Origin of the sequence: Flavobacterium calami (assembly GCF_038290035.1) — a bacterium.
In the GTDB taxonomy this organism is placed as follows: domain Bacteria; phylum Bacteroidota; class Bacteroidia; order Flavobacteriales; family Flavobacteriaceae; genus Flavobacterium; species Flavobacterium calami.
This window is the reverse complement of sequence record NZ_JBBYHS010000001.1, coordinates 400,581-426,792: the sequence shown is the minus strand read 5'-3', so window position 1 is coordinate 426,792 and position 26,212 is coordinate 400,581. Positions and strand designations below refer to the sequence as shown.

The window sequence follows — 26,212 nt, the reverse complement described above, 5'->3', positions numbered from 1 at the left end:
GTTTTTATTTTAAATTTTCTCTTCGTTTTTTTATGATTCTCAGGAACGCAGAAGGAGTAATTCCGGTTGTGTTTTTAAACTGGGTGCTTAAATGTGCTACGCTGGAATAATTCAGTAAAAAAGCAATTTCGGTCAGACTCATTTCATTTACAATCATTAATTGCTTTGCTCTTTCAATTTTTTGAATAATTATAAAATTCTCAATTGACGAATAGGTTACCTCAGAAAAAACATTGGATAAGTATCCGTAACTGTGGTTTAATTTGTCGGCCAAATAAGCGGAACTTTTATAGTTGTTATTATCATCCGTGTAAACCAGTTCTATTATGGCATCCTTAATTTTCTGAACCAGAACACTTTTTTGATTTTCTACAACCTCAAAACCAAAAGGGCTTAATTTGTTTTTTAATTCTTCTAAAGCTTCAATGGTCAGGTTTTCTTCAAGTTCAATTTCTCCAAAACCTAAAGTAGCAAAATTTAAATTTTGCTCTTCCAGTTTTTCTTTTAGAAAAAGTGTACAAATTGTATTGATGTCAAATTTTATAAATAATTTCATATTGTAAAGAAATGGTTAAAGATAACTAATTTATTTATTTTTTATGCTAATTTGAGGTTAGGATTTGTGTAACGGTTAAAGTTTGAAAATCAAAAAAATACCGCCTAATTTAAGTTAGGCGGCACACTGGTATTTTTGAAAGGATTTACAATTCTGACAAAATTTGATGCAATTCTTCTTTTGTTTTACCTAATTTTTGCTGAAGTTTTCCGTACATTTCGTCTTCTTTTCCTTCGGCAAACATCAAATCATCATCGGTCAGAGTAGCATATTTTTGTTTTAATTTTCCTTTCAGCTCATTCCAGTTTCCTTTTATTTCAGTAGTATTCATAACTATATTATTTAGTGTATTATTATATTGTAAAATTGCGAATTATGACAAAAATTTATGTTACACAAATTTTTCAAACTGTTGTATAATTCACATTTTTGGTTTTAAGTGTAATTTGTTGTTAATGTATTAGTTAAGTTTTTTATTGTTTTTTTTAGACATAATTGACAACAGATGTTACATCAATTTAATGTTCAGATACTATCCTTTTAAATCTATTATTGTAGTTTTGCCGCCAATTTTAACTTAAAAACCCCTTTTTTAATGAAAAAAAAATTACTTGTATTATTAATTTTGGTTACTTCTTTTGCCGCCAGAGCGCAATCTTATTTAGGGTATTTTCATGATAATTATGCTGGAGTACAAAGTGTACTTTTTAACCCTGCTTCGATAGCAGATTCCCGTTTTAAAACAGATATTAATGTGTTCTCAGTAAGTAGTTCTGTTGGTAATGATTTATACGGTGTAAAGCTTTTGGATGTTTTTAAAGATGGTTATGATTTTGACAGTCAGGCCAAAATGACGCCTTCTAATAAAAATAACGGAATCATAAATGTTGATTTCATGGGACCGTCGTTTATGTTTAATATTGCGCCAAAACACAGTTTAGCATTTTTTACAAGAGCGCGAGCTATAACTAACTTAAGAGATGTGAACGGAAATCTTGTCGATCAGGTTAAAGATGGTCTGGATGATGCATCTAATTTTAATTTTGATGCAGGAAGTCCAAACGGTGTTTCTCACGGTTGGGGAGAAGTAGGGCTTTCTTACGCAGCTGTTTTATATCAAAACGGTCAGCATTTCTTAAAAGGAGGTATTACAGCCAAATATTTGCAGGGAGTGGCAAATGGTTATATTCAGGGTAGAAATGGTAAAGTAGCATTTGTAGAAAATACAACAACCCCTGAAAATAGTGTTTTAATTACAGAAGGTCAGCTTACCGTGGGTGGAAGCCAGGATTGGGAAAACAATGAGGATTATGAGTTTGACATTAATTCAAGTGGTTTCGGTGCCGATTTTGGATTGGTTTATGAATGGAGACCTGATTATGAAAAATATGACGTAAGTAAAGCCAAACCGGCAGATAATAATTTCAGGGATTTAAACAAATATAAATTACGTTTCGGATTTTCTGTTACTGATGTTGGTTCTATTAATTACAAAAAAGGAAAACAGGATACTTACGATATTACAGGTGTAGTAACGCAGGATATGATTGATAATGCGGATAATTTATATGATTTTCTGGATGATCATTATACTAAAATAGCAACTGCAAAAGGTGCTAAAACCAACTTGCCAACGGCTCTTCATGCAGATGTTGACTGGAATATTCACAATAAATTCTATTTGAATCTTAATGGAGATATCAGTATGGTATCAAATACCAAATTAAACGCAGTGAGTATTGCTGACAGAGTAAGTCTGACTCCTCGTTATGAAAGCAGATGGTTTAGTTTTTTCGTACCGGTATCATGGATGGAATATAGCGGAATGCAGGTGGGTTCAGGTTTACGTGTAGGTACTTTCTTTGTTGGTTCTGGCTCTGTTCTTACTAATTTAGTGTCTAAAGAATCTAAAGCAGCTGATTTTTATGTAGGAGTTAAAATTCCTGTTTACCAAAAGAAATTTAAAGACACAGACGAAGACGGAATTATAGATAAAGAAGATGCTTGTAAAGATGTAGCTGGTCCAGTTGAAAACAACGGTTGCCCTTGGCCAGACAAAGATGGTGATAAAGTTTTGGATAAAGATGATGCTTGTCCTGATGTTGCCGGTCCAGTTGAAAACAAAGGATGCCCGTGGAAAGATAGTGACGGAGACACATTACTGGATAATGTTGATGCATGCCCAACTGTTGCAGGTCCTGTAGAAAACAAAGGATGCCCATGGCCCGATACAGACGGTGATAGCGTTTTGGACAAAGACGATGCTTGTCCGGATGTTGCAGGTTTAGTAGAAAATAAAGGTTGTCCGGTTTTAGATGCTGATAAAGACGGTATTCCTGATAGTGAAGATAATTGTCCGATACTTGCAGGTCCAAAAGAAAACAAAGGCTGTCCTGAAGTTAACAAAGCTACATTAGAACAGTTAAGAGTGGAAGCTAAATCTATTTTCTTCCCAACCGGTAAATCAACTCTGGATGTTGCTGATAAAGGTGAGAACTCAGGAAGACTGGACGCTATCAAAGAAATTTTGAGAAATTATCCAAATGCTAAATTTGCTGTTAACGGTCATACTGATAATGTTGGAAATGCCAAGGCAAATCAAAAGTTATCTGAACAAAGAGCAAAAGCTGTTATGGATGCACTGATTGCAAAAGGTGTAAATCCTGCTAATTTAACTTCTAATGGTTACGGATCTACAAAACCTGTTAAATCTAATAAAACAGCTGCCGGAAGAGCAGAAAACAGAAGAACAGAAATTGTTTATTTAGGCAATTTATAAGCCTTTCTGAATATAAAACCAAAAAGCCATTCTTAATTGAGTGGCTTTTTTTATTTTTGCATACTTTCTAAAAAAGAAGCATTTCTTTGAATTGAAAAAACTAAAAATTCACGAATGACTACACAACAACTACACGAACAAATTCTGCAAAAAAAATCATTTTTATGTGTTGGGCTGGATCCTGATTTAAATAAAATTCCGCAGCATTTATTAGAAACTGAAGATCCTATTTTTGAGTTTAATAAAACTATAATTGATGCTACTCATGATTTGACTGTGGGCTATAAACCTAATACAGCTTTTTTTGAAGCGTACGGAATTAAAGGATGGGTTTCACTGCAGAAAACAATCAGTTATATTAATGAAAAGTTTCCTGAAATTTTCACGATTGCCGATGCAAAACGCGGTGATATCGGAAATACTTCAAGCATGTATGCTAAAGCTTTTTTTGAAGATTTAAATTTTGATAGTGTAACAGTTGCACCTTACATGGGAAAAGATTCAGTAGAACCTTTTCTTGCTTTTGAAAATAAACATACTATAATGTTAGCTCTTACTTCAAATGAAGGAGCCTTTGATTTTCAAACCTTAGAGACCAACGGAAAGGAATTATACAAACAGGTTTTGGAAACTTCTAAAACATGGAAAAACAGTCATAATTTAATGTATGTAGTAGGAGCTACCAAAGCTGAATATTTTACGGAAATTAGAAAAATTGTTCCGGATAGTTTTTTACTGGTTCCGGGAATCGGTGCTCAGGGCGGAAGTTTGTCTGAAGTTTGCAAATACGGAATGAATGATAAAGTAGGTTTATTGGTAAATTCTGCCAGAGCTATTATTTATGCTTCAAACGGAACAGACTTTGCTGAAAAGGCAAGGGAAGAGGCTTTGAAAGTTCAGCAGGAAATGAAAGAAATAATTAATTCTAAGTTTTAACGAACTTTATAAATAGATTAACCGCAAAGTTCGCTAAGGTTTGGCAAGTTTCACAAAGAAAATAACTTTGTGTTCTTAGCGTAAATCTTTGCGAACTTTACGGTTAAAAATAGAATTAAAACAATATGAAACAATTAAAAGATCAGTTAGGGACTTTACATTCTTTTGAAACAGCTCCAAAACGGATTATTTCGTTAGTGCCCTCACAAACCGAATTGTTATATGATTTAGGTTTAGAAGATAAAATTATAGGAATCACGAAGTTTTGTGTGCATCCTTATCATTTAAAATCAACCAAAAAGATTGTTGGTGGCACCAAAAAGATTCATTTTGAAAAGATAAAATTACTGCAGCCGGATGTTATCATTTGTAACAAAGAAGAAAATACTTCCGAAATTGTTGAGCAGTTAAGTGAAATATGTCCGGTTTGGGTCACGAATATTATTTCTGTGGAAGACAATTTTAAAATGATTTCAGATTTTGGACAGCTTTTTAATTGCCGAACCGAAGCTCAAAAATGGAATGATAAGTTAACTTTCGCTTTAAGCGATTTTAAAAAATACGTTCAGGATATTGAGGTGAAAAAAGCAGCCTATTTTATTTGGAAAAATCCATACATGGTTGCAGGAAATGATACGTATATTAATGAATTGTTAAAGTTAAACCATTTTAAAAATATCTACGAAGACAAAGGCCGTTACCCTGAAATTGAACTTAAAAAAATGCGTCTGGAAGGTGATCCGGATTTGGTTTTTCTTTCTTCAGAGCCTTATCCATTCAAAGAAGAAGATGCTTTTGAAATCGGAAGATTTACACATCATGCCAAAACAATTTTCGTAGACGGCGAAATGTTTTCATGGCACGGAAGCCGATTGTTAAAGGCTTTCCCGTATTTTAAATTGCTTCACGAAAGATTGAAAAATTAGTTTAAAGTTTTTCTTTGTTTCAAGTTTCAAGTTATTGAAGTGTAAATTTAACTGCAAAACACGCAAAGCTTATGTCACACAGTTTTGCGTGTTTTGTGGTTAAATAGGGCAAGTAAAGCAACCTGAAACCTAAAACCTGAAACAAAATAACCATATAGATATAAAAAAAGAATGCCGGCATCACTAAGACGCCGGCATCATTTAACTAACCAAAACCAAAATAATAAATAACCAGTTTATTACATTACAAATGTCCGATATATATCTTTCTTTTGCTGTTAAGGTTTTGTTATTACTTTGTTGGACATAAGTTAAGATTTTTAAAATAACGTTATGGATGCTTTTAACGGCTGCTCAGTTTGGCTTTTTCCTTTATTATATCAGCGATTTTACGGTTTTCAATCTTACTTTCAAGCCATGAAATGATGTCCAGATAAAGGAAAGCTCTTTTCTCGTAAGTGTTTTTTTCTAATTCGATAAAACGTTCACGCATTTTGATAAATTCTTTTTTGATATCGGCCGGATAAAAATTATTAAGGTTTCTCATGAACTTAATGATTTCTTTCTGAACTTCGTGTAAATCATTCATCTTTAGTAAAAACTTATATGTGTTTTTAAGATGGTTTTCCAGATAATAATCTTTTCCTAATTCATAATGTGCAATCAAAGATAAAAGTCTTGCAAAGCACATTAAATCTTCGCGCATCGTTAAGTTTTTGTTATTGATGATTTTATCCAGATAATAAATCGACTCATTGTATTTTTCATTTCCAAAATAGATAGAGGCAATTTTGTAATAAAATAACATTTCGTGATGCTCGTCAAGATGTTCGCTGTGAACTTTTATTTTTTCTAAAATCTCCGGAATTAAATATTCGCTTTCGGCAAAAGTTCCTTCCAGAATATGAAAATTCAATTTGTTGTTATATAGGTATAAAAATGATAGTGATGCAATGTTGTCATTAACCGGAAATTTAGGATCCTGAATAGTTTCTTCTAAAAGCGTTAAATATTTTTTGAAATTCGATTTGTATTTCAGCATATATAGCGATTCTAAAAAGTAATGATTTCCTTTTAGAAAAAACACCGGATTCTGGTAAATCATATTCGGATTGTCATAAAACAAACGAACCCATTTATAAGCATATTTGTAACTGGCTAAGAAATCCTGAACTAGAAAGCTACGCCATAAATTAGCATTGTAAAACCAATACTTTTCACGGAAACCAAATTTGCTTTCGTCTAATTTTGAAATGTGTTTGTTGAAATAGTCGTCAATATATTTATACTCTTCATCGTTTTTTACGTAACCGGTTTTTAGCATGATTCCGTACAGCTGAAGAGATAAATTGGATAACTTGCTTGAAATAGTATTACGGTAATTCAATTCCTTTGCCTGAATTACCAGTTCGTCAGCGCGTCCCTGAATACTTCGGGTAATGTATTGCGATTCGATTAGTTTTTCGAATTCAACAATTTCATAAGCCATGTATTTTTCATCATTTTCAAGGGCTATTATTTTGGTTTTATCCAAAATCTTTAAGCTTTGTTTGTATAGTCCTTTGTTGTATAAAATAACAGCAAAATCTATTTGTTCCCGTAATTGATAGCGAATGTTCTGGTTCGGGATATTCAGGCGGATACTAACTAAAATTTGTTTGTACAGATATGATTTTAAATTGGATAACTGAACTTTTTTGATACTTCCGCTTTTTAAGATAAGTTTTTCGTCATAAGTTTCAGACTTATCCAGAATATTAAACAATTCAATAAATTTTGTATTTGAACTCGTTTCCAGACGACTCGCAAAAATTTTAAATTGCCTTTTTTCGGATTTAGAAAGTGATTTTATCAGTACAAATAAAAAATCTTTTTGATGGTTAGCCATTGTAAAATATAATAATGTAACTTATTGATTTTTAGTTATTTAACTACTTATAAATTGTTTTATGAACAGTATAATTTCATTAAAATGAATTTCGTACTGAAGAAGTACAATATATATTTGTTTCAGGATGTGAAATTACATTAAATAAATGAATATGAATAGAGAGAAAGTTCAAATTTTTGATACCACTTTGCGTGATGGTGAACAGGTTCCGGGATGTAAGTTAGATACCAATCAAAAATTGGTTATTGCAGAAAGACTTGACAAAATGGGAGTTGATATCATCGAAGCAGGTTTTCCTGTGTCAAGTCCGGGCGATTTTTTATCGGTCTCTGAGATTTGTAAAATTGTAGAAAATGCAACGGTCTGTGGGCTTACAAGAGCTGTGAAAAACGACATTGATGTTGCGGCAGCTGCCTTAAAGCATGCTAAAAGACCTAGAATCCATACAGGAATCGGAACTTCAGAATCTCATATACTCCATAAATTAAATACTACTCCGGAAGATATTATTGCCAGAGCAAAATATGCTGTTTCTCATGCAAAATCGTATGTAGAAGACGTTGAGTTTTATGCTGAAGATGCTGGTAGAACAGATAACGCTTTTCTTGCAAAAGTTTGTGAGGAAGTTATTAAATCAGGAGCGACAGTATTGAATATTCCTGACACAACAGGATATTGTCTTCCAGAAGAATATGGAGCAAAAATCAAATATTTAAAAGAAAACGTAAAAGGTATAGAGAATGTTACTCTTTCATGCCATTGTCATAATGATTTAGGAATGGCAACTGCAAACTCAATTGCAGGGGCTATCAATGGAGCAAGACAAATCGAATGTACAATTAATGGTATTGGTGAAAGAGCAGGAAATACAGCACTTGAAGAGGTAGTGATGATTTTCAAGCAGCATCCATACTTAAATTTAGATACAAATATCAATACAAGAGAATTAAACGAAATGAGTCGTTTGGTTTCAGAAAGTATGGGGATGATTGTACAGCCAAACAAAGCGATTGTTGGAGCAAATGCTTTTGCGCACAGTTCTGGAATTCATCAGGATGGTGTTATTAAAAACAGAGCTACTTACGAAATCATGGATCCGCTTGATGTTGGTGTTAATGAATCTTCGATTATTTTAACGGCAAGAAGTGGTAGAGCGGCTTTGGCATACCGCGCGAAGAAAGTAGGTTATGAATTGACAAAAACACAATTGGATATCGTTTATATTGAATTTTTGAAATTCGCAGATATTAAAAAAGAAGTTTTAGACGAAGATATTCATCAAATTATAGAAGCTTCCAAAATTCAGGGAGATTTAATAAGAAACTAATTGAAATAAATAATCAGATTTTAAATACATAAAGGACGAGACATTATGAATTTGAAAATAGCAGTTTTACCAGGAGACGGAATTGGACCAGAGGTAATTGCACAGGCAAAAAAAGCTTTGTATGCAATTGGTGAAGTGTATAATCATGAATTTGTTTTTGAAGAAGCTCTCATGGGAGCAATTGCTATTGATAAAACAGGAAAACCACTTCCTGAACAAACGTTGAATTTGTGTCTGAACACAGACGCGGTTTTGTTTGGTGCAATTGGTGATCCTAAATATGATAATAATCCAAATGCAAAAGTTCGTCCGGAACAGGGATTGTTGAAATTGCGAAAAGAACTTGGGTTGTTTGCAAACATACGTCCCATTAAACCTTACAAGGCTTTGATTGAAGCTTCTCCTTTAAAAAGAGAAATTATTGAAGGTGCTGATTTTACTATTTTCAGGGAATTAACCGGGGGTGCTTATTTTGGCGAAAAAACTTTAAATGATGAAGGAACACATGCTTCGGATTTGTGTGAATATTCAGAAGAGGAAATTACCAGAATAGCACATTTGGCCTTTAAATCGGCACAAAACCGACGTAAAAAGCTTACAATGGTTGATAAAGCTAATGTTTTGGAAACCTCAAGATTGTGGAGAAAAGTGGTGCAGAAAGTTGGTGAAAGTTACCCTGATGTAGTATTAGACTTTTTATTTGTAGATAACGCAGCAATGCAATTGATTTTAAATCCAAAGCAATTTGATGTGATTTTGACAGAGAATTTATTTGGAGATATTTTATCTGACGAAGCAAGTGTTATTACTGGTTCTATTGGTTTGTTAGCTTCTGCTTCATTAGGAGAGAAAAATGCTCTTTTTGAACCAATTCACGGTTCTTATCCTCAGGCAAAAGGTAAAAATATTGCCAATCCAATTGCTTCAATTTTGTCGGCAGCGATGCTTTTAGAGCATTTTGGGTTGTTTAAAGAAGCAAATGTAATTTATAAAGCAATCGAAAAAGCAATTGAATTCAAAGTAGTTACTATGGATTTGAAACCGGATTCAAAATTTGGGACCAATGAAGTTGGTGAATTTGTTTCGAACTTTATTTTTAGCAAAGACGATTTGCTGTATTTTAATAATGATAACGTTCATATCGGACAGTCAACGATTGTTTAATTTTTTTTGTTAAATATTAAACTAATTAACAAGAAGTGTTTAAAATGTTGAGATTTTATTTTTTTAGTCCTATTAGTTTTTGTACTTTTGTGACACCAAAAAAATAAGGAAATGCAAATCTCAATTATTATTACTTCTATTATTGTTGTCAGTGTGGTTAACACATCTGAAACGGGAATGGTATAAATATAATTGAAAAAGATATATTATAACCTCCCACATAGTTGGGAGGTTTTTTTTAGGAATAAAATTAATTACAAATAATACATAATGGAATTAAACAAGTACAGCAAAACAATCACGCAAGATGAAACTCAACCAGCTTCACAGGCAATGTTCTACGGAATTGGTTTGACAGAAGAGGATCTTAAAAAAGCGCAGGTAGGAATTGTGAGTATGGGTTACGACGGAAATCCATGTAACATGCACTTAAATGACCTGGCTAAAGATATTAAGAAAGGGGTCTGGGATGCTGATTTGGTCGGTTTGATTTTTAATACTATTGGTGTAAGTGATGGTATTTCTAATGGTAATGACGGGATGCGTTTTTCTTTGGTTTCTCGTGATGTGATTGCCGATTCTATTGAAACTGTTATGGGAGCACAATGGTACGATGGTATGATTGCTGTTCCGGGTTGTGATAAAAATATGCCTGGTGCTTTAATGGCTATGGGTAGGGTAAACCGTCCTTCTATTATGGTTTACGGAGGTTCAATTCATCCGGGAAAATGGAAAGGGGAGGATTTGAATATTGTTTCTGCTTTTGAAGCTTTAGGTAAGAAAATTAAGAATACGATTACACCGGAAGATTTTAAAGGCGTAATTCAAAATGCATGCCCAGGTGCAGGTGCTTGTGGTGGTATGTACACTGCTAATACCATGTCTTCTGCGATTGAAGCATTAGGAATGAGTTTGCCATACAGTTCTTCTAACCCTGCTTTGAGCCCAGAAAAGAAACAAGAGTGTGTTGATGCTGGTAAAGCAATCAGAATATTATTAGAAAAAGATATTAAACCTAGAGACATTATGACTCGTAAAGCATTCGAAAATGCAATTACGATGGTAGCTGTTTTAGGAGGTTCTACAAATGCGGTTATGCACTTAATTGCAATGGCTCATTCAGTAGGTATCGAATTGACATTAAAAGATTTTCAGGATATCAGTGATAAAACACCATTATTAGCTGACCTTAAACCAAGTGGGAAATACTTAATGGAAGATTTACATAATGTTGGAGGTGTTCCTGGAGTAATGAAATATTTATTGAAAGAAGGTTTCTTACACGGTGACTGTTTGACTGTTACAGGAAAAACAATAGCTGAAAATTTAGCTGATATTCCAGATTTGCATGATGGGCAGCAAGTGGTTTTTGAAGTTGAAAAAGCATTAAAAGCGACTGGAAATATTCAGATTCTATACGGAAATATAGCAACAGAAGGTTGTGTGGCTAAAATTTCTGGAAAAGAAGGAGAGTTTTTTGAAGGCACAGCTGTAGTTTTTGAAGGTGAAAAAGATGTAATCAGAGGTATTCAGGCTGGTGAAGTTAAACCAGGAAACGTTGTGATTATTCGTTATTGCGGTCCAAAAGGTGGTCCTGGAATGTCTGAAATGCTAAAACCTACATCTGCAATTATGGGAGCTGGACTAGGAAGTTCTGTAGCTTTAATTACTGATGGACGTTTCTCCGGAGGCTCACATGGTTTTGTAGTGGGTCACGTAACTCCGGAAGCTTATGAAGGAGGAGGAATTGCTTTAATTGAAAATGGTGATGTTATTACAATCGATGCGGTAAATAACACTATAAATATGAAAGTTTCAGATGAAGAATTAGCAAAAAGAAAAGCTAATTGGAAGAGACCTGAAAATGGAATTACACAAGGAGTTTTACTTAAATATATGCGTTCGGTCTCCAGTGCCTCTGAGGGATGTGTTACTGACAAATAATTTAATAAAAACAACCAGCTAATAAGTTTGAAATTAAGAAGATTTATTAGTGAAAAATATAAAATAAAATGAAAATATCAGGGGCAGAAGCCGTTATTAGATGTTTATTAGAAGAAGGAGTAGACTTGGTTTATGGATATCCGGGAGGTGCTATAATGCCGGTTTATGACGAATTATATAAATTTCAGGATAAATTGCACCATGTTTTGGTGCGTCACGAGCAAGGTGCAGCACATGCAGCTCAAGGGTTTGCAAGAGCTACCGGTAAGGTAGGTGTGGCTATTGCAACTTCAGGACCAGGGGCAACAAATTTAGTTACAGGTATTGCAGATGCGCAAATCGATTCTACACCAATGGTTTGTATTACAGGTCAGGTTGGAAAACACTTATTAGGATCTGATGCTTTTCAGGAAACGGATATTATCGGAATCTCAACTCCGGTAACTAAATGGAATTATCAGATTACGGAAGCTCATGAAATTCCTGAAATCATTGCAAAAGCATTTTACATTGCACGTTCTGGTCGTCCGGGACCTGTATTGATCGATATTACTAAAAATGCTCAGTTTGATGAGTTTGAATTTAGTTATCAAAAATGTACCGGAATTAGAAGTTATCATCCCAAACCGGTATTAAATCTTCAAAAAGTTCAAGAGGCTGCAGATTTAATCAATAATGCAAAAAAACCATTTATTGTTTTTGGTCAGGGGATTATATTAAGTGAAGCAGAAGAACAGTTAAAAAGATTAGTTGAAAAATCTGGAATTCCTGCTGCCTGGACAATTTTAGGTTTGTCAGCTTTGCCAACAGATCATCGTTTGAATGTTGGAATGGTAGGGATGCATGGTAATTATGGTCCTAATCTTTTGACCAATGAGTGTGATGTTTTAATTGCGCTGGGAATGCGATTTGATGACCGTGTTACAGGAAAATTAGCTACTTATGCTAAGCAGGCAAAAGTGATTCATTTTGAAATTGATCCGGCAGAAATAGATAAAAATGTAAAAACTGAAGTTGCAGTTTTAGGTGATGTGAAAGAAGCATTAACGGCGTTAATTCCGTTAATAGATAAAAAATCACATGAAGAATGGCATAATGAGTTCAAGGAAAAATATAAAATTGAATGTGAAGCGGTTATTAATGAAGAATTAGCTCCGACTAATGGTAAGGGAATTTCAATGGGAGAAACTATTGAAATGATTAACAAACATTCAAAAGGTGATGCGATAATGGTTTCTGATGTAGGTCAGCATCAAATGTTTGCTTGCCGTTATACTAAATTCAATTCAACGAAAAGTAATGTTACCTCTGGTGGACTTGGAACTATGGGGTTTGCTTTACCGGCAGCTATTGGTGCCAAAATGGGAAGACCAGATCGTGAAGTTGTTGCTGTTATTGGTGATGGAGGTTTTCAAATGAATATTCAGGAATTAGGAACAATTCACCAGACAAAAGTTCCGGTAAAAATTGTTGTATTGAATAATGAATTTCTTGGAATGGTACGTCAGTGGCAGGAATTGTTTTTTGACTATAGATACGCTTCTACAGTGATGATTAATCCAAATTTCTGCGCTATTGCAGAAGGGTATTATATTAAATCAAGAAAAGTAACAAAGAGAGAAGAGCTTGATGAAGCTGTTGCTGAAATGCTGGCTTCAAAAGATTCTTATTTCTTAGAAGTTATGGTAGAAAAAGAGAATAATGTGTTTCCTATGATTCCAACAGGAGCTTGTGTTTCGGAAATCAGACTAAGTTAAAAAGACATGGAAGAAAAAACATTTACCATATCGGTATATTCAGAAAACAATGTGGGTTTGCTTAACAGGATATCAGGAATATTCTTAAAACGTCACATTAATATATTAAGCTTAAACGTTTCAGAATCGGAAATAGAAAATGTTTCAAGATTTATCATTGTAGTGGAAACTACAGAGAAATGGGTTAAAAATATCGTGGGACAAATCGAAAAACAAATTGAGGTTATAAAAGCGTTTTATCACACAGACGAAGAGACAATTTATCTGGAAAATGCATTGTTTAAAATAGCCTCTAGTTTATTGTTTGATGAAAAACAAATCCAGAATATAATCAAAGAAAGTCAGGCAACAATTGTAACTGTTTCACGTGATTTTTTTGTGATTTCAAAATCAGGCAGGCGTTCTGAAATAGAAGAATTATATGCAAAATTTAAACCGTACGGTATCATGCAGTTTGTACGTTCGGGAAGAATTTCTGTATCGAAAGAAAAAATGGAAATATCATCATTATTGTTAGAAGAATTAAAATAATTATCAATTTAAATTAAACATCATACTTATTAAATATTAAAAAAATGGCCAATTATTTCAACACATTACCACTTAGATTACAATTAGAACAGTTAGGGGTTTGCGAATTTATGGATCAATCAGAATTTGCAAACGGGATTGATGCATTAGCAGGAAAAAAAGTCGTAATCGTAGGATGCGGAGCACAAGGTTTAAATCAGGGTTTAAATATGAGAGACTCAGGTTTAGATATTTCTTATGCTTTGCGTGCAGATGCAATTGCTGAAAAAAGAGCTTCTTTTAAAAATGCTACTGAAAACGGATTCAAAGTAGGTACTTATGAAGAATTAATTCCAACTGCTGATTTAGTTTGTAACTTAACTCCGGATAAGCAACATACTGCTGTGGTTACTGCCATTATGCCGTTAATGAAACAAGGTTCAACCTTAGCTTATTCTCACGGATTTAACATTGTAGAAGAAGGAATGCAGATTCGTAAAGACATCACGGTTATTATGTGTGCGCCTAAATGTCCAGGTTCTGAAGTGCGTGAAGAGTACAAAAGAGGTTTTGGTGTACCAACACTTATCGCTGTTCACCCTGAAAACGATCCAAACGGTTTAGGTTTAGATCAGGCAAAAGCTTATGCTGTTGCAACAGGAGGTCACAGAGCAGGAGTTTTAAGATCATCTTTCGTAGCTGAAGTAAAATCAGATTTGATGGGTGAGCAAACAATTCTTTGTGGACTATTACAGACTGGATCTATTTTATGTTTTGATAAAATGGTTGAAAAAGGAATCGACGCTGCTTATGCTTCAAAATTAATTCAGTACGGATGGGAAACTATCACTGAGGCATTGAAGCACGGTGGAATCACTAATATGATGGATCGTTTAAATAATCCTTCAAAAATTGAGGCTTACGAATTAGCTGAAGAATTGAAAGATATCATGCGTCCATTGTTTCAAAAACATCAGGATGATATCATTTCTGGAGAATTTTCTAGAACTATGATGATTGACTGGGCTAATGACGATGTTAATTTGTTGAAATGGAGAGCTGCAACAGGAGAGACTAACTTCGAAAAAACAGCTCCACAAGAAGCTCCAATCTCTGAACAGGAGTATTTTGATAATGGAGTATTAATGATTGCAATGGTAAAAGCTGGTGTTGAGTTAGCTTTTGAGACTATGACTGAAGCTGGTATTATCGAAGAGTCTGCTTACTACGAGTCATTACACGAATTACCATTAATTGCAAACACTATTGCAAGAAAGAAATTATTTGAAATGAACCGTGTAATTTCTGATACAGCGGAGTACGGATGTTACTTATTTGATCATGCATGTAAGCCATTATTGACTGAATTCATGAAAAAAGTTGAAACAAACATCATAGGAAAACCATTTTCAACTTCTAATGGTGTAGATAATACTGTTTTAATTGCTGTAAACAAAGAGATTCGTCAGCACCCTATCGAAGAAGTAGGTGCGTGGTTGAGAGAGTCTATGACAGCAATGAAGAAAATTGGATAATATAAATTAGGAATTACACACATAGAAGTGTGTTGGGATTTTGCACTGTATCTTAGTTTTATGTAATATTTTGAATTAGTAAGCACTTATTAAGATAATAACAGATATGGCGCATGTTACATTCACTTAACTCTGAATAGTATCAGGTTAAGTGAAGTAATCCCTAAATTATCTTGGGTATGTTTAGTTATAAATGTACTTGTGAATTTCTGTTTTGATTAATAATGTTGCTGCTATTTTCAAAATAAACGACTAAAGCGTGCAGGATTAAAAATTAATTGTTATTGAAATTGTTAGATTAAAAAGGCATGGTGTTTTTGAATACCATGCCTTTTTTTACGTTACTAATATTTGATTAAAATCTAATAATTTGTATAAAATACATTAATAACGTTTGTTTTTTTAAATAAATGTTTTTTTTTAATAAAATTTATGAATTAAATAATTTTAAGAATACATTGTTATTTAATACATTTATAAAAAAATTACAACCACTATGAGTTATTATAAAATTGAAAATTTAGAACAATATTTTAAACATTACAATAAGTCAATAAGAGAGCCAAGAAAATTTTGGGGAAAAATAGCTGAAGAAAACTTTACTTGGTACCAGCAGTGGGAAAAAGTTGTTGATTTTAACATGGCTGAAGCAGAAGTAAAATGGTTCACTGAAGCTAAAGTTAATATTACAAAAAATTGCATCGACAGACATTTAAGCAAAAGAGGAGAAAAAACAGCTATTATTTTTGAGCCGAACAATCCTTCAGAGAGCGCTTTACATATTTCTTATAATGAGTTATATGAAAGGGTTTCCAAAATGGCAAATGTCTTGCGTGAACAAGGAGTTGGAAAAGGAGATAGGGTTTGTATTTATCTCCCGATGATTCCTGAATTAGCCGTTTCAGTTTTAGCCTGTGCCAGAATTGGTGCTATACATTCAGTAATTTTTGCCGGTTTTTCAGCTTCAGCTGTTTCTGCAAGAATTAATGATAGTGAATGTAAAATGGTTATTACATCTGATGGAGGTTACAGAGGAAATAAAACCATTGATTTAAAAGGAATTGTAGACGAAGCTTTAGAAAGCTGTTCTTCAGTTTCTAAAGTTTTGGTTGTTAAAAGAACTGAAACAGAAATAAAAATGCAGGAAGGCAGAGATTTTTGGTTACAACCATTACTGGATGCTGCTCTTGATTATAATGTAGCCGAAATTATGGATGCAGAAGATCCTTTGTTTATTTTATATACTTCAGGATCTACAGGAAAGCCAAAAGGAATGGTGCACACAACAGCCGGGTACATGGTGTATACTGCATATACTTTTAAAAATGTTTTCAGTCACGAAGAAAATGATATTTTTTGGTGCACTGCCGATATTGGATGGATTACTGGGCATTCATACATTTTATACGGACCATTATTAAATGGAGGTACAACTGTAATTTTTGAAGGTGTTCCTTCTTATCCTGATTTTAGCCGCTTTTGGGATATCATCGAAAAGCATAAAATCACACAGTTTTATACTGCTCCAACAGCAATTCGATCTTTAGCTAAAGAAAGTCTTGACTATATTCAAAAATACCCTCTAAAATCATTAAAAGTTATTGGTTCTGTTGGAGAGCCAATCAACGAAGAGGCTTGGCACTGGTTCAATGATCATGTTGGAGATAAAAGATGTCCTGTAGTGGATACCTGGTGGCAAACAGAAACAGGCGGTATCATGATTTCACCAATTGCTTTTGTAACACCAACAAAACCTACTTATGCAACTTTGCCATTGCCGGGAATTCAACCTGTTTTAATGGATGAAAAACGTAACGAAATTGAAGGAAATCAGGTAGTAGGAAGTTTATGTATTAAATTCCCATGGCCTGGAATTGCCAGAACAATTTGGGGAGATCATGAACGTTATAAAAAAACATATTTCTCAGCTTTTCCGGGTAAATATTTTACAGGTGACGGAGCCTTGAGGGATGAAGTTGGTTATTACAGAATCACGGGTAGAGTAGATGATGTCGTAATTGTTTCAGGACATAATTTAGGAACTGCGCCTATTGAAGATGCGATAAATGAGCATCCGGCTGTAGCTGAGTCAGCAATTGTAGGTTTTCCACATGAAATAAAAGGGAATGCTTTATACGGTTATGTAATCTTAAAAGAAACAGGAGAAGTTAGAAATAAAGAAAATCTTGCTAAAGAAATCAATCAGTATATTGCGGATCATATTGGGCCAATTGCTAAATTGGATAAAATTCAGTTTGTTTCAGGATTACCAAAAACGCGTTCAGGAAAAATTATGCGTAGAATTTTGCGTAAAATAGCAGAAGGAGATTTTTCTAATTTTGGAGATACTTCAACTTTATTAAATCCTGAAGTTGTAGAAGGAATTATGAATGAAAGAATTTCTTAATGATTTAAAATATAGATAAAAGAAGCCGTTTCAACTTGAAACGGCTTTCTTTTTGTAAAAATTTAATTCTTTTCTAATTGTTTTCTTTTTTTAAGCTTAATCCCATTGGAACCATTAGAACACCTTTTTCATAAATGTTCAAATAGAGTATTACCGGTTTTTTTTGACCCTCCCATTTTAACTCGTAAACATTAAGGAATCCGGCCCCCATATCGCTTCTTTTAGTTGGAAACGGGCAGCATGTTTCTAATCTTGTATAAATAATCTTCTCGCCATTAGGACCCGCTAAAGCATTTAAAAAACGAACTTCATTCAGAGCTTCATCTTTGGTATTTCGGTAGAAAATATTGATAGGATAATCAGGATTGTAGCCATATTTTTTATCCTTGCTAAATTCTTTAATGACGAACGTATTGTTTTTACTTAAAACTAAATCAGGGGCGTTATCATCTACATTTTTTAATGTCGATTTTGTGCTTACACATGCAGTAACAGAAATTAATAAAGCAATAAGAAAGGTTGTTTTTTTCATTAGTTTGGCGTTGTTTTTAATACAAATGTAAAAGATTTTTTGCTTTGTAAAGAACGAACAAATATTGTTCCTAAGCTTTTACAAATAAAAAAACATTCTATGTTATTCATGATACAGAACAATATAGAATGTCTTTTTATATTTTTTATTAAACAATTTCAGCGCTAAGTCCAGCTTCCAGGAGTTGAGTGCATTGAGGTTTCAATTTGTCTATCGGACCGGTTTTTACTGTACATTTTCCGTTGTAATGAACAATTAAAGAGCATTGTTCAGCCTGCTCAGGGGTGTGATTACAAACACGAACTAAAGTTTCAATTACATGATCAAAAGTGTTTACATCATCATTATAAACAATAATTTCGTTGTTGAAACCTATAGCTTCCCTTTCCCGAACTCTTTCTTTTACTTTTTCTTTAGTACTCATATTTTTAGATTTTGCACTTAGTAATTTACTATCTAATTTACGTATTTTAATGAAACCCAGTTATTTCTTTGATGCTTTTTAACATAAGTAAGTCCTTTCTCAGTGCAGGAGGCATCGATGTAAGGGATGTCTTCTTCGTAAAAACCACTCAAAAGTATAATTCCTTTTGGGTTCAGGCAATCAACGTAAGACTGCATGTCGTTTAGTAATATATTTCGGTTGATGTTTGCTATAATCAAATCGTATTTTTTGCCTGACAATAATTTTGCGTCACCTTCGTAAACGGTAATATGCTGACAATTATTGCGCTCTGCATTTTCAATAGAATTTAAAAAACACCAGTTGTCAATATCAATAGCATCAATAGGATGTGCACCTTTCATTTCGGCTAATATGGCTAGAATTGCGGTTCCACAACCCATATCCAGAGTTTTTAAATTTTTTACATCAATTTCTAATAAATGCTGAATCATCATGTGTGTGGTTTCGTGATGACCTGTTCCAAAACTCATTTTTGGTTCAATTACAATATCAAATTCGGCCTCCGTTTTCTCATGAAAAGGAGCTCGAACATGGCATTTTCCATCAACATCAATGGCTTCGAAATTTTTCTCCCATTCTTCATTCCAGTTTATCTGATCAATTTCTTCAATTTTATATTCAATTTTGAATTCGTCAGATTGCAAAATATAAATGTCATCTAAAATATTCTCATCCCATAAATCTTTTTTTACAAATGCTGAAATTCCGTTTTCAGTTTCAGTAAAACTCTCGAATGCTTTTTCGCCCAGTTCGGCTATCAATATTTCTGATCCAAGCTCTTTGGGTTCGATAGAAAAATGATACCCTAAATATATATTTGACATAGATAATTTTTTTGCAAAGGTAAGAATCGAAAGTGGATGTTGTAGAAAAAAATGATGAGAACGTGATATTTTAAGTATAAATTATAGTTTTTGAAACTTTAGAAACACTTTACTCAATTACTGTTGTAGTGATATAATCTGAAATGATTAGTTAATACTATTTCTTATTTTAAAGAAACTTAACTCTTCAACTTCTTTATCATCAAATGTTTTTAAAACAACATAATACCACTCCTTGTCGGGAATGTCAACTTTAAAAACATCATTTTTTTTATGACTTTTTATGGCACTTTCAAAGGCAGGAACCATCATGCCTTCAGTAAACCAGCCTAAATCACCGTCGTTAGAACTGTCCATAGTGTGGTTCTTCGCTAAAATTATAAATGATTTTCCGTTTTTATATTCTTCTAAAATTTTAGTTCTTGTTTTATTGATTTCTTTTATTGAAAGTGTGTTGCCATCCAGATAAATATAACTCACCCGAAAAGCCAGAATTTTTCTTTTAGAAAGTATTTTATAGGTAAAATCAGTATCTGAAAAAACATCTCCCGTTTTTACTGTTAAAAGTTTTTTTGCAAATTCATCAGTTTCAATTTCAGGTATTGAGGAGAGAAATTCGATATCAAAATTTTGATTTTCTTGTATAAACTTTTGAGCTTCTTCAAATGTTGTTATTTGTTTTAATTGATCTTGAATGTTTTGAGCATAAAGACCAAGCGATAAGAAACAAACTGCAATTACAAATGTTTTTTTCATTAATTGGTTTTTAATACTTCTAACTGATATAATTCCAGATATTTTTTTTCTTCGTCAATTCAATAAAAACGGCTTTTAGTACAGCATGTTCAGGTTTTTGTAAAGGGCCATCTTCTTTTAAAATCTTCATAGCATAGTTTCTGGCTAAACTCAGAATATCACGATCACGTACAATATCGGCAATTTGCAGATTTAATACCCCGCTTTGCTGTGTTCCCATCATATCGCCTGGTCCGCGGAGTTTAAGGTCAACTTCTGCAATTTCAAAACCATCATTTGTCTGAACCATTGTCTCCATTCGGGTTTTACTGTCTGAACTCAATTTGTGACTTGTCATTAAGATACAATAACTCTGTTCTGCACCACGACCAACACGTCCGCGCAGCTGATGCAATTGAGAAAGCCCAAACCGTTCTGCACTTTCAATAATCATTACACTGGCATTTGGAACATTTACACCAACTTCGATAACAGTTGTTGCTACCATAATATTAGTTTTGCCTTCTGAAAAACGCTTCATTTCGGCATCTTTATCTGCAGGTTTCATTTTTCCGTGTAAAATTGAAATTGAATATTGTGGTAGCGGAAAATCACGCGATATACTTTCGTAACCGTCCATCAAATCCTTATAATCCATTTTCTCAGACTCCTGAATGAGCGGATAAACAATATAAATTTGTCTTCCTTTTGCAATTTCGTCCCGAAGAAATTTCCAAACTTTCAAACGATTAGTATCATAGCGATGTACGGTTTGAATTGGTTTTCTTCCTGGTGGTAATTCGTCAATGACCGAAATGTCAAGATCTCCGTACAGGCTCATAGCCAAAGTTCGTGGAATAGGAGTGGCCGTCATCACTAAAACGTGTGGAGGAATATCATTTTTTTTCCACAATTTAGATCTTTGCTCTACACCAAAACGATGCTGTTCGTCAATTACAGAAAGCCCTAAATTCTGGAATTTTACCTTATCTTCTAATAAAGCATGAGTTCCAATTAAAATCTTAAGTTCACCGCTTTCTAATTCTTGATGAATAATTTTTCTTTCAGAAGTTTTAGTAGAACCGGTTAGTATTCTGATGTTGATATTTAATGTTTTGGCAAATTCAGATAAACCAAGAAAATGCTGATTAGCCAAAATTTCAGTTGGAGCCATTAGACAGGCCTGAAAGCCATTGTCTATTGCCAAGAGCATACTCATAAAAGCTACAATCGTTTTTCCCGAACCCACATCACCCTGAAGCAGACGATTCATTTGGGCGTTGCTTCCCATGTCGGTTCTAATTTCTTTGATTACTCTTTTTTGTGCATTCGTTAAATCAAAAGGAAGATGATTTTTATAAAATTCATTAAAAAGTTCTCCCACTTTGTCAAATGGATGCCCTTTTATTTTATGTTTTCGAATGAGATTTTTTGTAATTAATTGCAACTGAATAAAGAACAGTTCTTCAAATTTTAGTCGGAATTGTGCTTTCGCTAAAATTTCAGCACTTTTGGGAAAATGAATATTAAATAAAGCTGCTCGTTTTGGAATCAGCTTTAACTCTTCAATTAAATAAGGGGGAAAAGTTTCTGTAAACAATGCTTGTGTTTCCAGAAAAAGCTGTTCCATCAATTTGTTTATTGTACGGTTCGAAATTCCTTTATTAGCCAAGGCTTCAGTCGAAGGGTAAACGGGCTGCATAGCCGAACGTAAGCTTCTCTCATGTTCACTTAATAATTCAATTTCCGGATGTGCCATACTGAACTGACTTCCGTACAATGAACATTTTCCAAAAATAACCAAAGTTTCATTCAGTTTTAAACTTTCGCGAATCCATTTATGTCCCTGAAACCAATTTAGATCAATTTGCCCGGTGTCGTCAACAAACGTGGCGACAAGACGCTTTTTGTTTTTAGCAAATTCAACCGTTTTAATGTGAATTATTTTTCCAATAATCTGTACTTCAGAACCTGTATTCTGCAATTCGTTAATCTTATAATAACGTGTTCTGTCAATATATCGATTCGGAAAAAGATTGACTAAATCTCCATATTTATGAATACCCAATTCCTTACGAAGCAACTGGCCACGACTTGGACCAACACCTTTTAAGTATTCGATAGGGGTTTCTAGAAGATTATTAGACATTTAATTATTTAGATTACTTATTTTAGATTTAGGCAATTCGAATTTTATTAAAAAGCGAAGATAAATTTTAATTAGGAAATTTGAAAACAGGTATTCGAAATTACAGACCAGAAAATAATATCTTTGGAAAATAAAATAATAACAGATGACAACCCACTTAGCACTTTTACGAGGCATCAACGTTTCAGGACATAATATGATGAAAATGGAAGCTTTGAAAGCAATGTTAGAAAATATTGGTTTTCAAAACGTACGAACCTATCTGCAATCAGGAAATGTTTTTGTTGATACAGAAGAAGAAAGTACTTCAAAAGTAGGGTTTATGATTAAACAGGAAATTTTTAAAGTCTTTGGGCATGAAGTTCCTGTGGTGGTAATTACAAAAGAAGATTTGGAGTTGTGTTTTAAAAATAATCCTTTTTTAAAAGAGAAAAATTCCGATACCAAAAAAATGTATGTTGCTTTTGTTTCAATTGCTTTGAAAAAAGAAAACATAAATGATTTAAAAGTAAGTCAGTTTAAACCTGATGAAGCAAGCATTGACGGCAACAGGATTTTTATAAAATATGCTGTTGGTGCCGGAAAAACGAGATTTGATCAAAAATATATTGAGAAGAAACTCAATGTCACGGCAACCATCAGAAACTGGAATACAGTGACTAATCTGCTGAATATGTATACGGAGTAAAAACAAAAAGCAGGCTTCAAATTAATATATGAGCCTGCTTTTTTATATTGAATTATAATATTTTAGATTCTGAAAATACCGCCAAAAGCAATAATTCGCTGAAAGAAGAAAAAGTCCTGAAACGCACTATCATCATTACTTGCTGTAGTTTTGATATCCTGCATGTTAATATAACCGCCTTTTAACTCTCCCTGAATATAGAAGTGTTTGAAAAAAGTAACATTGATTCCGGCTTTAGCAGATACTCCGTAACCTGAAACATGAAAATCATCATGACGTTCTTTTCCTAAAAGCTTGGTGTTTGTTTTTGGATATAAAAGTCCGGCCCCAAGACCTTCTGTTAAGTTAATCTGAACCTTATCGATATTAGGAAGTCTAAACCATTTTGAAATGTCATCATGTCTTGAAACTTCTGTGTTTACGTAATTTAAACCATCAGTATGTTCGTAAGTTAAAAAAGTTTCGTCTGTAAAATCTACAGGGGTGTTATTGTAGACACCATTGTGGGCTGAACCAATTTGATCTGCAGGTAAATTTACATAACCGGTAACATTTGCAATCTGATTTTGTGTCATTACATATTTCATGTGATCTACTCCAATAGCTACGCTATAGTGGTCATTCACAAAATACCCAAATCTTAAATTAGTTTGCGGAATTGTCATTCGGGATGGGTTAACATAATCGACATGCCATCCTTTAGGTTTGTCATGTACACTCATGTTATGAACAGTGAATTCATAATCTTTTCCTCTGAAGGTTACGTCAGATTTTGAATAACTCTCTCTGTTTCCTCCCCACGAAACAAAGAATTTTCCTTTATTGTGTGCCGTGTATTTGTCTTGTATTGCAATTTCTTCCTGAGCAAACGTGTTCACAGCAAAACACATTAAGAAAAAAGGCAAGAATAAAAAATTATTTTTCAAAGAAATTAAACTGTAATAAGATTAGAATGAATTAACTGTTTTTCTGATTGCTACCAATTTGGTCATTAGACCTTCAAAATAGTCTAAATGAAGCATATTAGCACCGTCACTTTTAGCATTTGCAGGATCAAAATGGGTTTCGATAAAGATACCGTCAACGCCTACGGCAATACCAGCCTTGGCTACGGTTTCAATCATATCTGGTCTTCCGCCTGTCACACCAGCTGTCTGGTTAGGTTGTTGTAAAGAGTGTGTAACATCCAAAACTGTTGTGGCATATTGCTGCATAGTCGGGATTCCGCGATAATCAACAATCATGTCCTGATACCCAAACATAGTACCACGGTCTGTAACCATAACATTTTCGTTGTTACAATCCAAGACTTTTTGTACGGCATGTTTCATGCTTTCAGGACTCATAAATTGTCCTTTTTTAAGGTTAACTGTTTTCCCGGTATTTGCAGCAGCTACAACCAGATCAGTCTGACGTACTAAAAAGGCCGGAATTTGTAATACATCTACATATTGTGCTGCTTTATCCGCATCCTCATTGGTATGTATGTCTGTAACAGTTGGAATATGGAAAGTTTCAGAAACTTTTTGTAAAATTTTTAATGCTTTTTCGTCACCAATTCCTGAAAAACTATCAATTCTGGAGCGGTTGGCTTTTTTAAAAGATCCTTTAAAAACATAAGGAATCTGAAGTTTGTCGGTAATACCAACTAATTTTTCAGCAATTCTGAGAGCCATTTCTTCTCCTTCGATAGCGCAAGGTCCCGCCAACAAAAAGAAATTTCCACTATCAGTATGCTTAATTTGTGGAATATGCTGTAAGTTCATATCTGTGTTTTTTTGACTGTGCAAAGGTAGTTAGGATTTGCGATTTACAGATGAAGATTTGTGATTATTTTAAAAATGTTATTTAAATTTTTGGATAATACTACATTTTTTTAAAAAACGGTTAAAGGAATCGACGATATGAAAATAAAAAAGCCCTTTAGAAAGACTAAAAGACTTTGAAGTGAATTATTTTTGCTGACCCGGAGCGTGTGCTTTAGCACTTTTTTGGCCGGATATTTTTTTAGCCTGCCCAGGAGGCATTTTTTTTGTTTTATGATGTGTATGTGAATGATTGTGTTGTACCGTGCAGCCTAACATGCTTACAATTACAAACAATATTACCATAATGATTACGGCAATTTTAGTGAAGTTAGAATTTTTCATAAGGTTATTTTAAATTTGGATTTACAAATATAAGAGTTCGCAGGATAATTATCCGCTTAAGCGATTGTTTAAAGTCATTATAAACAAAAAGCCCTGGAATTCCAGAGCTTTGATGTTTTATGAAGAAAAAATTATTCTTCTTTCATTGTGTGATAAACGTTCATTACGTCATCGTCTTCTTCGATTTTTTCTATTAGTTTCTCAACGTCAGCAATTTGAGCTTCTGTCAATTCTTTAGTAATCTGTGGAATACGCTCAAAACCAGATGATAAAATTTCTAATCCTCTGTTTTCTAATTCTTTTTGTAAAGCTCCAAAGCTTCCAAAAGGAGCGTATATTAAAATTCCGTCTTCGTCTTCAAAAACTTCTTCTGCACCAAAATCGATTAATTCCAGTTCTAATTCTTCCGCATCGATTCCGTTATTTGCAATCCTGAAATTGCAGGTGTGGTCAAACATAAATTCAACAGATCCCTGAGTTCCCATAGTTCCGTTGCATTTGTTAAAGTAACTGCGAATATTAGCAACAGTTCTGTTATTATTATCAGAAGCAGTTTCAATCAAAATGGCAATTCCATGAGGAGCGTACCCTTCAAAAAGAATTTCTTTATAGTTGGCAGTATCTTTATTACTTGCATTTTTGATAGCGCGTTCAACATTGTCCTTAGGCATGTTGGCCGCTTTTGCATTTTGGATTACAGCTCTTAATCTGGAATTCGCATCCGGGTTTGGACCACCTTCCTTAACAGCCATAACGATATCTTTACCAATTCGGGTAAATGTTTTGGCCATTGCTGACCATCGTTTCATTTTTCTTCCTTTTCTAAATTCGAATGCTCTTCCCATTTCTAATTTTAAGTTTTGTGAGGCAAAAATACGGTTATTCCTTATTTTTCCAAAATCAAAATCTATTCTTTTTAATTAAAATAAGTGTCTG

The 26,212-nt window shown here is 33.6% G+C and carries 23 protein-coding genes; 11 read left to right on the top strand and 12 right to left on the bottom strand.

Going from position 1 to position 26,212, the window contains the following annotated elements:
* Positions 1 to 4: 4 nt before the first annotated feature.
* Together AAEO57_RS01475 and AAEO57_RS01470 are read right to left on the bottom strand one after the other, a co-directional pair.
* Positions 5 to 556: a helix-turn-helix domain-containing protein gene (locus AAEO57_RS01475; RefSeq protein WP_341688778.1), complete on the bottom strand. Its 552-nt coding sequence runs from the start codon at positions 554 to 556 to the stop codon at positions 5 to 7.
* 145 nt (positions 557 to 701) lie between these two features.
* Positions 702 to 887: a CsbD family protein gene (locus AAEO57_RS01470; protein ID WP_007811487.1), complete on the bottom strand. Its 186-nt coding sequence runs from the start codon at positions 885 to 887 to the stop codon at positions 702 to 704.
* A 264-nt stretch (positions 888 to 1,151) separates the two neighbouring features.
* Here AAEO57_RS01470 and AAEO57_RS01465 point away from each other — a divergent pair, with 264 nt between their 5' ends.
* The 3 genes from AAEO57_RS01465 to AAEO57_RS01455 all read left to right on the top strand — a co-directional run bounded on the left by AAEO57_RS01465 (position 1,152) and on the right by AAEO57_RS01455 (position 5,197).
* Positions 1,152 to 3,335 (top strand): DUF5723 family protein, encoded by a 2,184-nt coding sequence (locus AAEO57_RS01465; protein WP_341688772.1) that lies wholly within the window; start codon positions 1,152 to 1,154, stop codon positions 3,333 to 3,335.
* Between the two features lie 114 nt (positions 3,336 to 3,449).
* Entirely contained in the window at positions 3,450 to 4,271 is an 822-nt protein-coding gene (pyrF, locus tag AAEO57_RS01460; RefSeq protein WP_341688770.1) for an orotidine-5'-phosphate decarboxylase, read from the top strand.
* Between the two features lie 125 nt (positions 4,272 to 4,396).
* Entirely contained in the window at positions 4,397 to 5,197 is an 801-nt protein-coding gene (locus AAEO57_RS01455; RefSeq protein ID WP_341688768.1) for an ABC transporter substrate-binding protein, read from the top strand.
* 343 nt (positions 5,198 to 5,540) lie between these two features.
* On the opposite strand, the gene AAEO57_RS01450 is transcribed toward AAEO57_RS01455, so the two are convergent.
* Positions 5,541 to 7,085 (bottom strand): hypothetical protein, encoded by a 1,545-nt coding sequence (locus AAEO57_RS01450; RefSeq protein ID WP_341688767.1) that lies wholly within the window; start codon positions 7,083 to 7,085, stop codon positions 5,541 to 5,543.
* Positions 7,086 to 7,239: 154 nt separating this feature from the next.
* Between AAEO57_RS01450 and AAEO57_RS01445 the strand changes: the two genes are divergently transcribed.
* The 7 genes from AAEO57_RS01445 (at position 7,240) to acs (ending at position 17,732) form a co-directional block, all read left to right on the top strand.
* Positions 7,240 to 8,415: a 2-isopropylmalate synthase gene (locus AAEO57_RS01445; protein WP_341688766.1), complete on the top strand. Its 1,176-nt coding sequence runs from the start codon at positions 7,240 to 7,242 to the stop codon at positions 8,413 to 8,415.
* Between the two features lie 45 nt (positions 8,416 to 8,460).
* A complete protein-coding gene (gene leuB / locus AAEO57_RS01440; protein ID WP_341688764.1) occupies positions 8,461 to 9,579 on the top strand; it encodes a 3-isopropylmalate dehydrogenase in 1,119 nt (372 codons plus the stop codon).
* 270 nt (positions 9,580 to 9,849) lie between these two features.
* Positions 9,850 to 11,523: a dihydroxy-acid dehydratase gene (gene ilvD, locus AAEO57_RS01435; protein WP_341688761.1), complete on the top strand. Its 1,674-nt coding sequence runs from the start codon at positions 9,850 to 9,852 to the stop codon at positions 11,521 to 11,523.
* Positions 11,524 to 11,591: 68 nt separating this feature from the next.
* Positions 11,592 to 13,280, top strand: coding sequence for a biosynthetic-type acetolactate synthase large subunit (gene ilvB, locus AAEO57_RS01430; protein ID WP_341688758.1), 1,689 nt, complete (start codon positions 11,592 to 11,594; stop codon positions 13,278 to 13,280).
* 6 nt (positions 13,281 to 13,286) lie between these two features.
* Positions 13,287 to 13,811, top strand: a complete 525-nt coding sequence (gene ilvN / locus AAEO57_RS01425) for an acetolactate synthase small subunit (protein WP_163411422.1) — start codon at positions 13,287 to 13,289, stop codon at positions 13,809 to 13,811.
* A 44-nt stretch (positions 13,812 to 13,855) separates the two neighbouring features.
* On the top strand, positions 13,856 to 15,325 hold the full coding sequence (gene ilvC / locus AAEO57_RS01420; RefSeq protein ID WP_163411421.1) for a ketol-acid reductoisomerase: 1,470 nt from the start codon (positions 13,856 to 13,858) through the stop codon (positions 15,323 to 15,325).
* A gap of 496 nt (positions 15,326 to 15,821) precedes the next feature.
* Positions 15,822 to 17,732, top strand: a complete 1,911-nt coding sequence (gene acs, locus AAEO57_RS01415) for an acetate--CoA ligase (protein ID WP_341688754.1) — start codon at positions 15,822 to 15,824, stop codon at positions 17,730 to 17,732.
* A gap of 73 nt (positions 17,733 to 17,805) precedes the next feature.
* Here the strand turns inward: acs and AAEO57_RS01410 are convergent, their stop codons facing one another.
* The 5 genes from AAEO57_RS01410 to recG all read right to left on the bottom strand — a co-directional run bounded on the left by AAEO57_RS01410 (position 17,806) and on the right by recG (position 22,438).
* Complete coding sequence (locus AAEO57_RS01410; RefSeq protein ID WP_341688751.1) at positions 17,806 to 18,264, bottom strand: 2-dehydro-3-deoxyphosphooctonate aldolase; 459 nt, start codon at positions 18,262 to 18,264, stop codon at positions 17,806 to 17,808.
* 148 nt (positions 18,265 to 18,412) lie between these two features.
* Positions 18,413 to 18,688 carry an ATP-dependent Clp protease adaptor ClpS gene (locus tag AAEO57_RS01405; protein ID WP_341688750.1) on the bottom strand — a complete coding sequence of 92 codons (276 nt, stop codon included), beginning with the start codon at positions 18,686 to 18,688 and terminating at the stop codon, positions 18,413 to 18,415.
* 32 nt (positions 18,689 to 18,720) lie between these two features.
* A complete protein-coding gene (gene prmA, locus AAEO57_RS01400) occupies positions 18,721 to 19,554 on the bottom strand; it encodes a 50S ribosomal protein L11 methyltransferase (RefSeq protein ID WP_341688748.1) in 834 nt (277 codons plus the stop codon).
* A 147-nt stretch (positions 19,555 to 19,701) separates the two neighbouring features.
* Positions 19,702 to 20,310, bottom strand: coding sequence for a peptidylprolyl isomerase (locus AAEO57_RS01395; protein WP_341688746.1), 609 nt, complete (start codon positions 20,308 to 20,310; stop codon positions 19,702 to 19,704).
* Between the two features lie 19 nt (positions 20,311 to 20,329).
* Positions 20,330 to 22,438: an ATP-dependent DNA helicase RecG gene (gene recG, locus AAEO57_RS01390; protein WP_341688744.1), complete on the bottom strand. Its 2,109-nt coding sequence runs from the start codon at positions 22,436 to 22,438 to the stop codon at positions 20,330 to 20,332.
* Between the two features lie 145 nt (positions 22,439 to 22,583).
* On the opposite strand from recG, the gene AAEO57_RS01385 reads away from it, so the two are divergent.
* Positions 22,584 to 23,126 carry a DUF1697 domain-containing protein gene (locus AAEO57_RS01385; RefSeq protein WP_341688742.1) on the top strand — a complete coding sequence of 181 codons (543 nt, stop codon included), beginning with the start codon at positions 22,584 to 22,586 and terminating at the stop codon, positions 23,124 to 23,126.
* A gap of 62 nt (positions 23,127 to 23,188) precedes the next feature.
* On the opposite strand, the gene AAEO57_RS01380 is transcribed toward AAEO57_RS01385, so the two are convergent.
* The 4 genes from AAEO57_RS01380 to AAEO57_RS01365 form a co-directional block, all read right to left on the bottom strand.
* Positions 23,189 to 24,052, bottom strand: coding sequence for a hypothetical protein (locus AAEO57_RS01380; RefSeq protein WP_423972133.1), 864 nt, complete (start codon positions 24,050 to 24,052; stop codon positions 23,189 to 23,191).
* A 21-nt stretch (positions 24,053 to 24,073) separates the two neighbouring features.
* On the bottom strand, positions 24,074 to 24,892 hold the full coding sequence (gene kdsA / locus AAEO57_RS01375) for a 3-deoxy-8-phosphooctulonate synthase (RefSeq protein ID WP_341688740.1): 819 nt from the start codon (positions 24,890 to 24,892) through the stop codon (positions 24,074 to 24,076).
* A gap of 186 nt (positions 24,893 to 25,078) precedes the next feature.
* Entirely contained in the window at positions 25,079 to 25,276 is a 198-nt protein-coding gene (locus AAEO57_RS01370; RefSeq protein ID WP_341688738.1) for a hypothetical protein, read from the bottom strand.
* Between the two features lie 131 nt (positions 25,277 to 25,407).
* Positions 25,408 to 26,121, bottom strand: coding sequence for a YebC/PmpR family DNA-binding transcriptional regulator (locus tag AAEO57_RS01365; RefSeq protein WP_341688735.1), 714 nt, complete (start codon positions 26,119 to 26,121; stop codon positions 25,408 to 25,410).
* Between the last annotated feature and the right edge of the window lie 91 nt (positions 26,122 to 26,212).

What these genes read in the sequence shown, in the direction of transcription:
- AAEO57_RS01475 (WP_341688778.1), bottom strand. Translation starts at nt 556, where the DNA reads ATGAAATTATTTATAAAATTTGACATCAATACAATTTGTACACTTTTT.
- AAEO57_RS01470 (WP_007811487.1), bottom strand. Translation starts at nt 887, where the DNA reads ATGAATACTACTGAAATAAAAGGAAACTGGAATGAGCTGAAAGGAAAA.
- AAEO57_RS01465 (WP_341688772.1), top strand. Translation starts at nt 1,152, where the DNA reads ATGAAAAAAAAATTACTTGTATTATTAATTTTGGTTACTTCTTTTGCC.
- pyrF (WP_341688770.1), top strand. Translation starts at nt 3,450, where the DNA reads ATGACTACACAACAACTACACGAACAAATTCTGCAAAAAAAATCATTT.
- AAEO57_RS01455 (WP_341688768.1), top strand. Translation starts at nt 4,397, where the DNA reads ATGAAACAATTAAAAGATCAGTTAGGGACTTTACATTCTTTTGAAACA.
- AAEO57_RS01450 (WP_341688767.1), bottom strand. Translation starts at nt 7,085, where the DNA reads ATGGCTAACCATCAAAAAGATTTTTTATTTGTACTGATAAAATCACTT.
- AAEO57_RS01445 (WP_341688766.1), top strand. Translation starts at nt 7,240, where the DNA reads ATGAATAGAGAGAAAGTTCAAATTTTTGATACCACTTTGCGTGATGGT.
- leuB (WP_341688764.1), top strand. Translation starts at nt 8,461, where the DNA reads ATGAATTTGAAAATAGCAGTTTTACCAGGAGACGGAATTGGACCAGAG.
- ilvD (WP_341688761.1), top strand. Translation starts at nt 9,850, where the DNA reads ATGGAATTAAACAAGTACAGCAAAACAATCACGCAAGATGAAACTCAA.
- ilvB (WP_341688758.1), top strand. Translation starts at nt 11,592, where the DNA reads ATGAAAATATCAGGGGCAGAAGCCGTTATTAGATGTTTATTAGAAGAA.
- ilvN (WP_163411422.1), top strand. Translation starts at nt 13,287, where the DNA reads ATGGAAGAAAAAACATTTACCATATCGGTATATTCAGAAAACAATGTG.
- ilvC (WP_163411421.1), top strand. Translation starts at nt 13,856, where the DNA reads ATGGCCAATTATTTCAACACATTACCACTTAGATTACAATTAGAACAG.
- acs (WP_341688754.1), top strand. Translation starts at nt 15,822, where the DNA reads ATGAGTTATTATAAAATTGAAAATTTAGAACAATATTTTAAACATTAC.
- AAEO57_RS01410 (WP_341688751.1), bottom strand. Translation starts at nt 18,264, where the DNA reads ATGAAAAAAACAACCTTTCTTATTGCTTTATTAATTTCTGTTACTGCA.
- AAEO57_RS01405 (WP_341688750.1), bottom strand. Translation starts at nt 18,688, where the DNA reads ATGAGTACTAAAGAAAAAGTAAAAGAAAGAGTTCGGGAAAGGGAAGCT.
- prmA (WP_341688748.1), bottom strand. Translation starts at nt 19,554, where the DNA reads ATGTCAAATATATATTTAGGGTATCATTTTTCTATCGAACCCAAAGAG.
- AAEO57_RS01395 (WP_341688746.1), bottom strand. Translation starts at nt 20,310, where the DNA reads ATGAAAAAAACATTTGTAATTGCAGTTTGTTTCTTATCGCTTGGTCTT.
- recG (WP_341688744.1), bottom strand. Translation starts at nt 22,438, where the DNA reads ATGTCTAATAATCTTCTAGAAACCCCTATCGAATACTTAAAAGGTGTT.
- AAEO57_RS01385 (WP_341688742.1), top strand. Translation starts at nt 22,584, where the DNA reads ATGACAACCCACTTAGCACTTTTACGAGGCATCAACGTTTCAGGACAT.
- kdsA (WP_341688740.1), bottom strand. Translation starts at nt 24,892, where the DNA reads ATGAACTTACAGCATATTCCACAAATTAAGCATACTGATAGTGGAAAT.
- AAEO57_RS01370 (WP_341688738.1), bottom strand. Translation starts at nt 25,276, where the DNA reads ATGAAAAATTCTAACTTCACTAAAATTGCCGTAATCATTATGGTAATA.
- AAEO57_RS01365 (WP_341688735.1), bottom strand. Translation starts at nt 26,121, where the DNA reads ATGGGAAGAGCATTCGAATTTAGAAAAGGAAGAAAAATGAAACGATGG.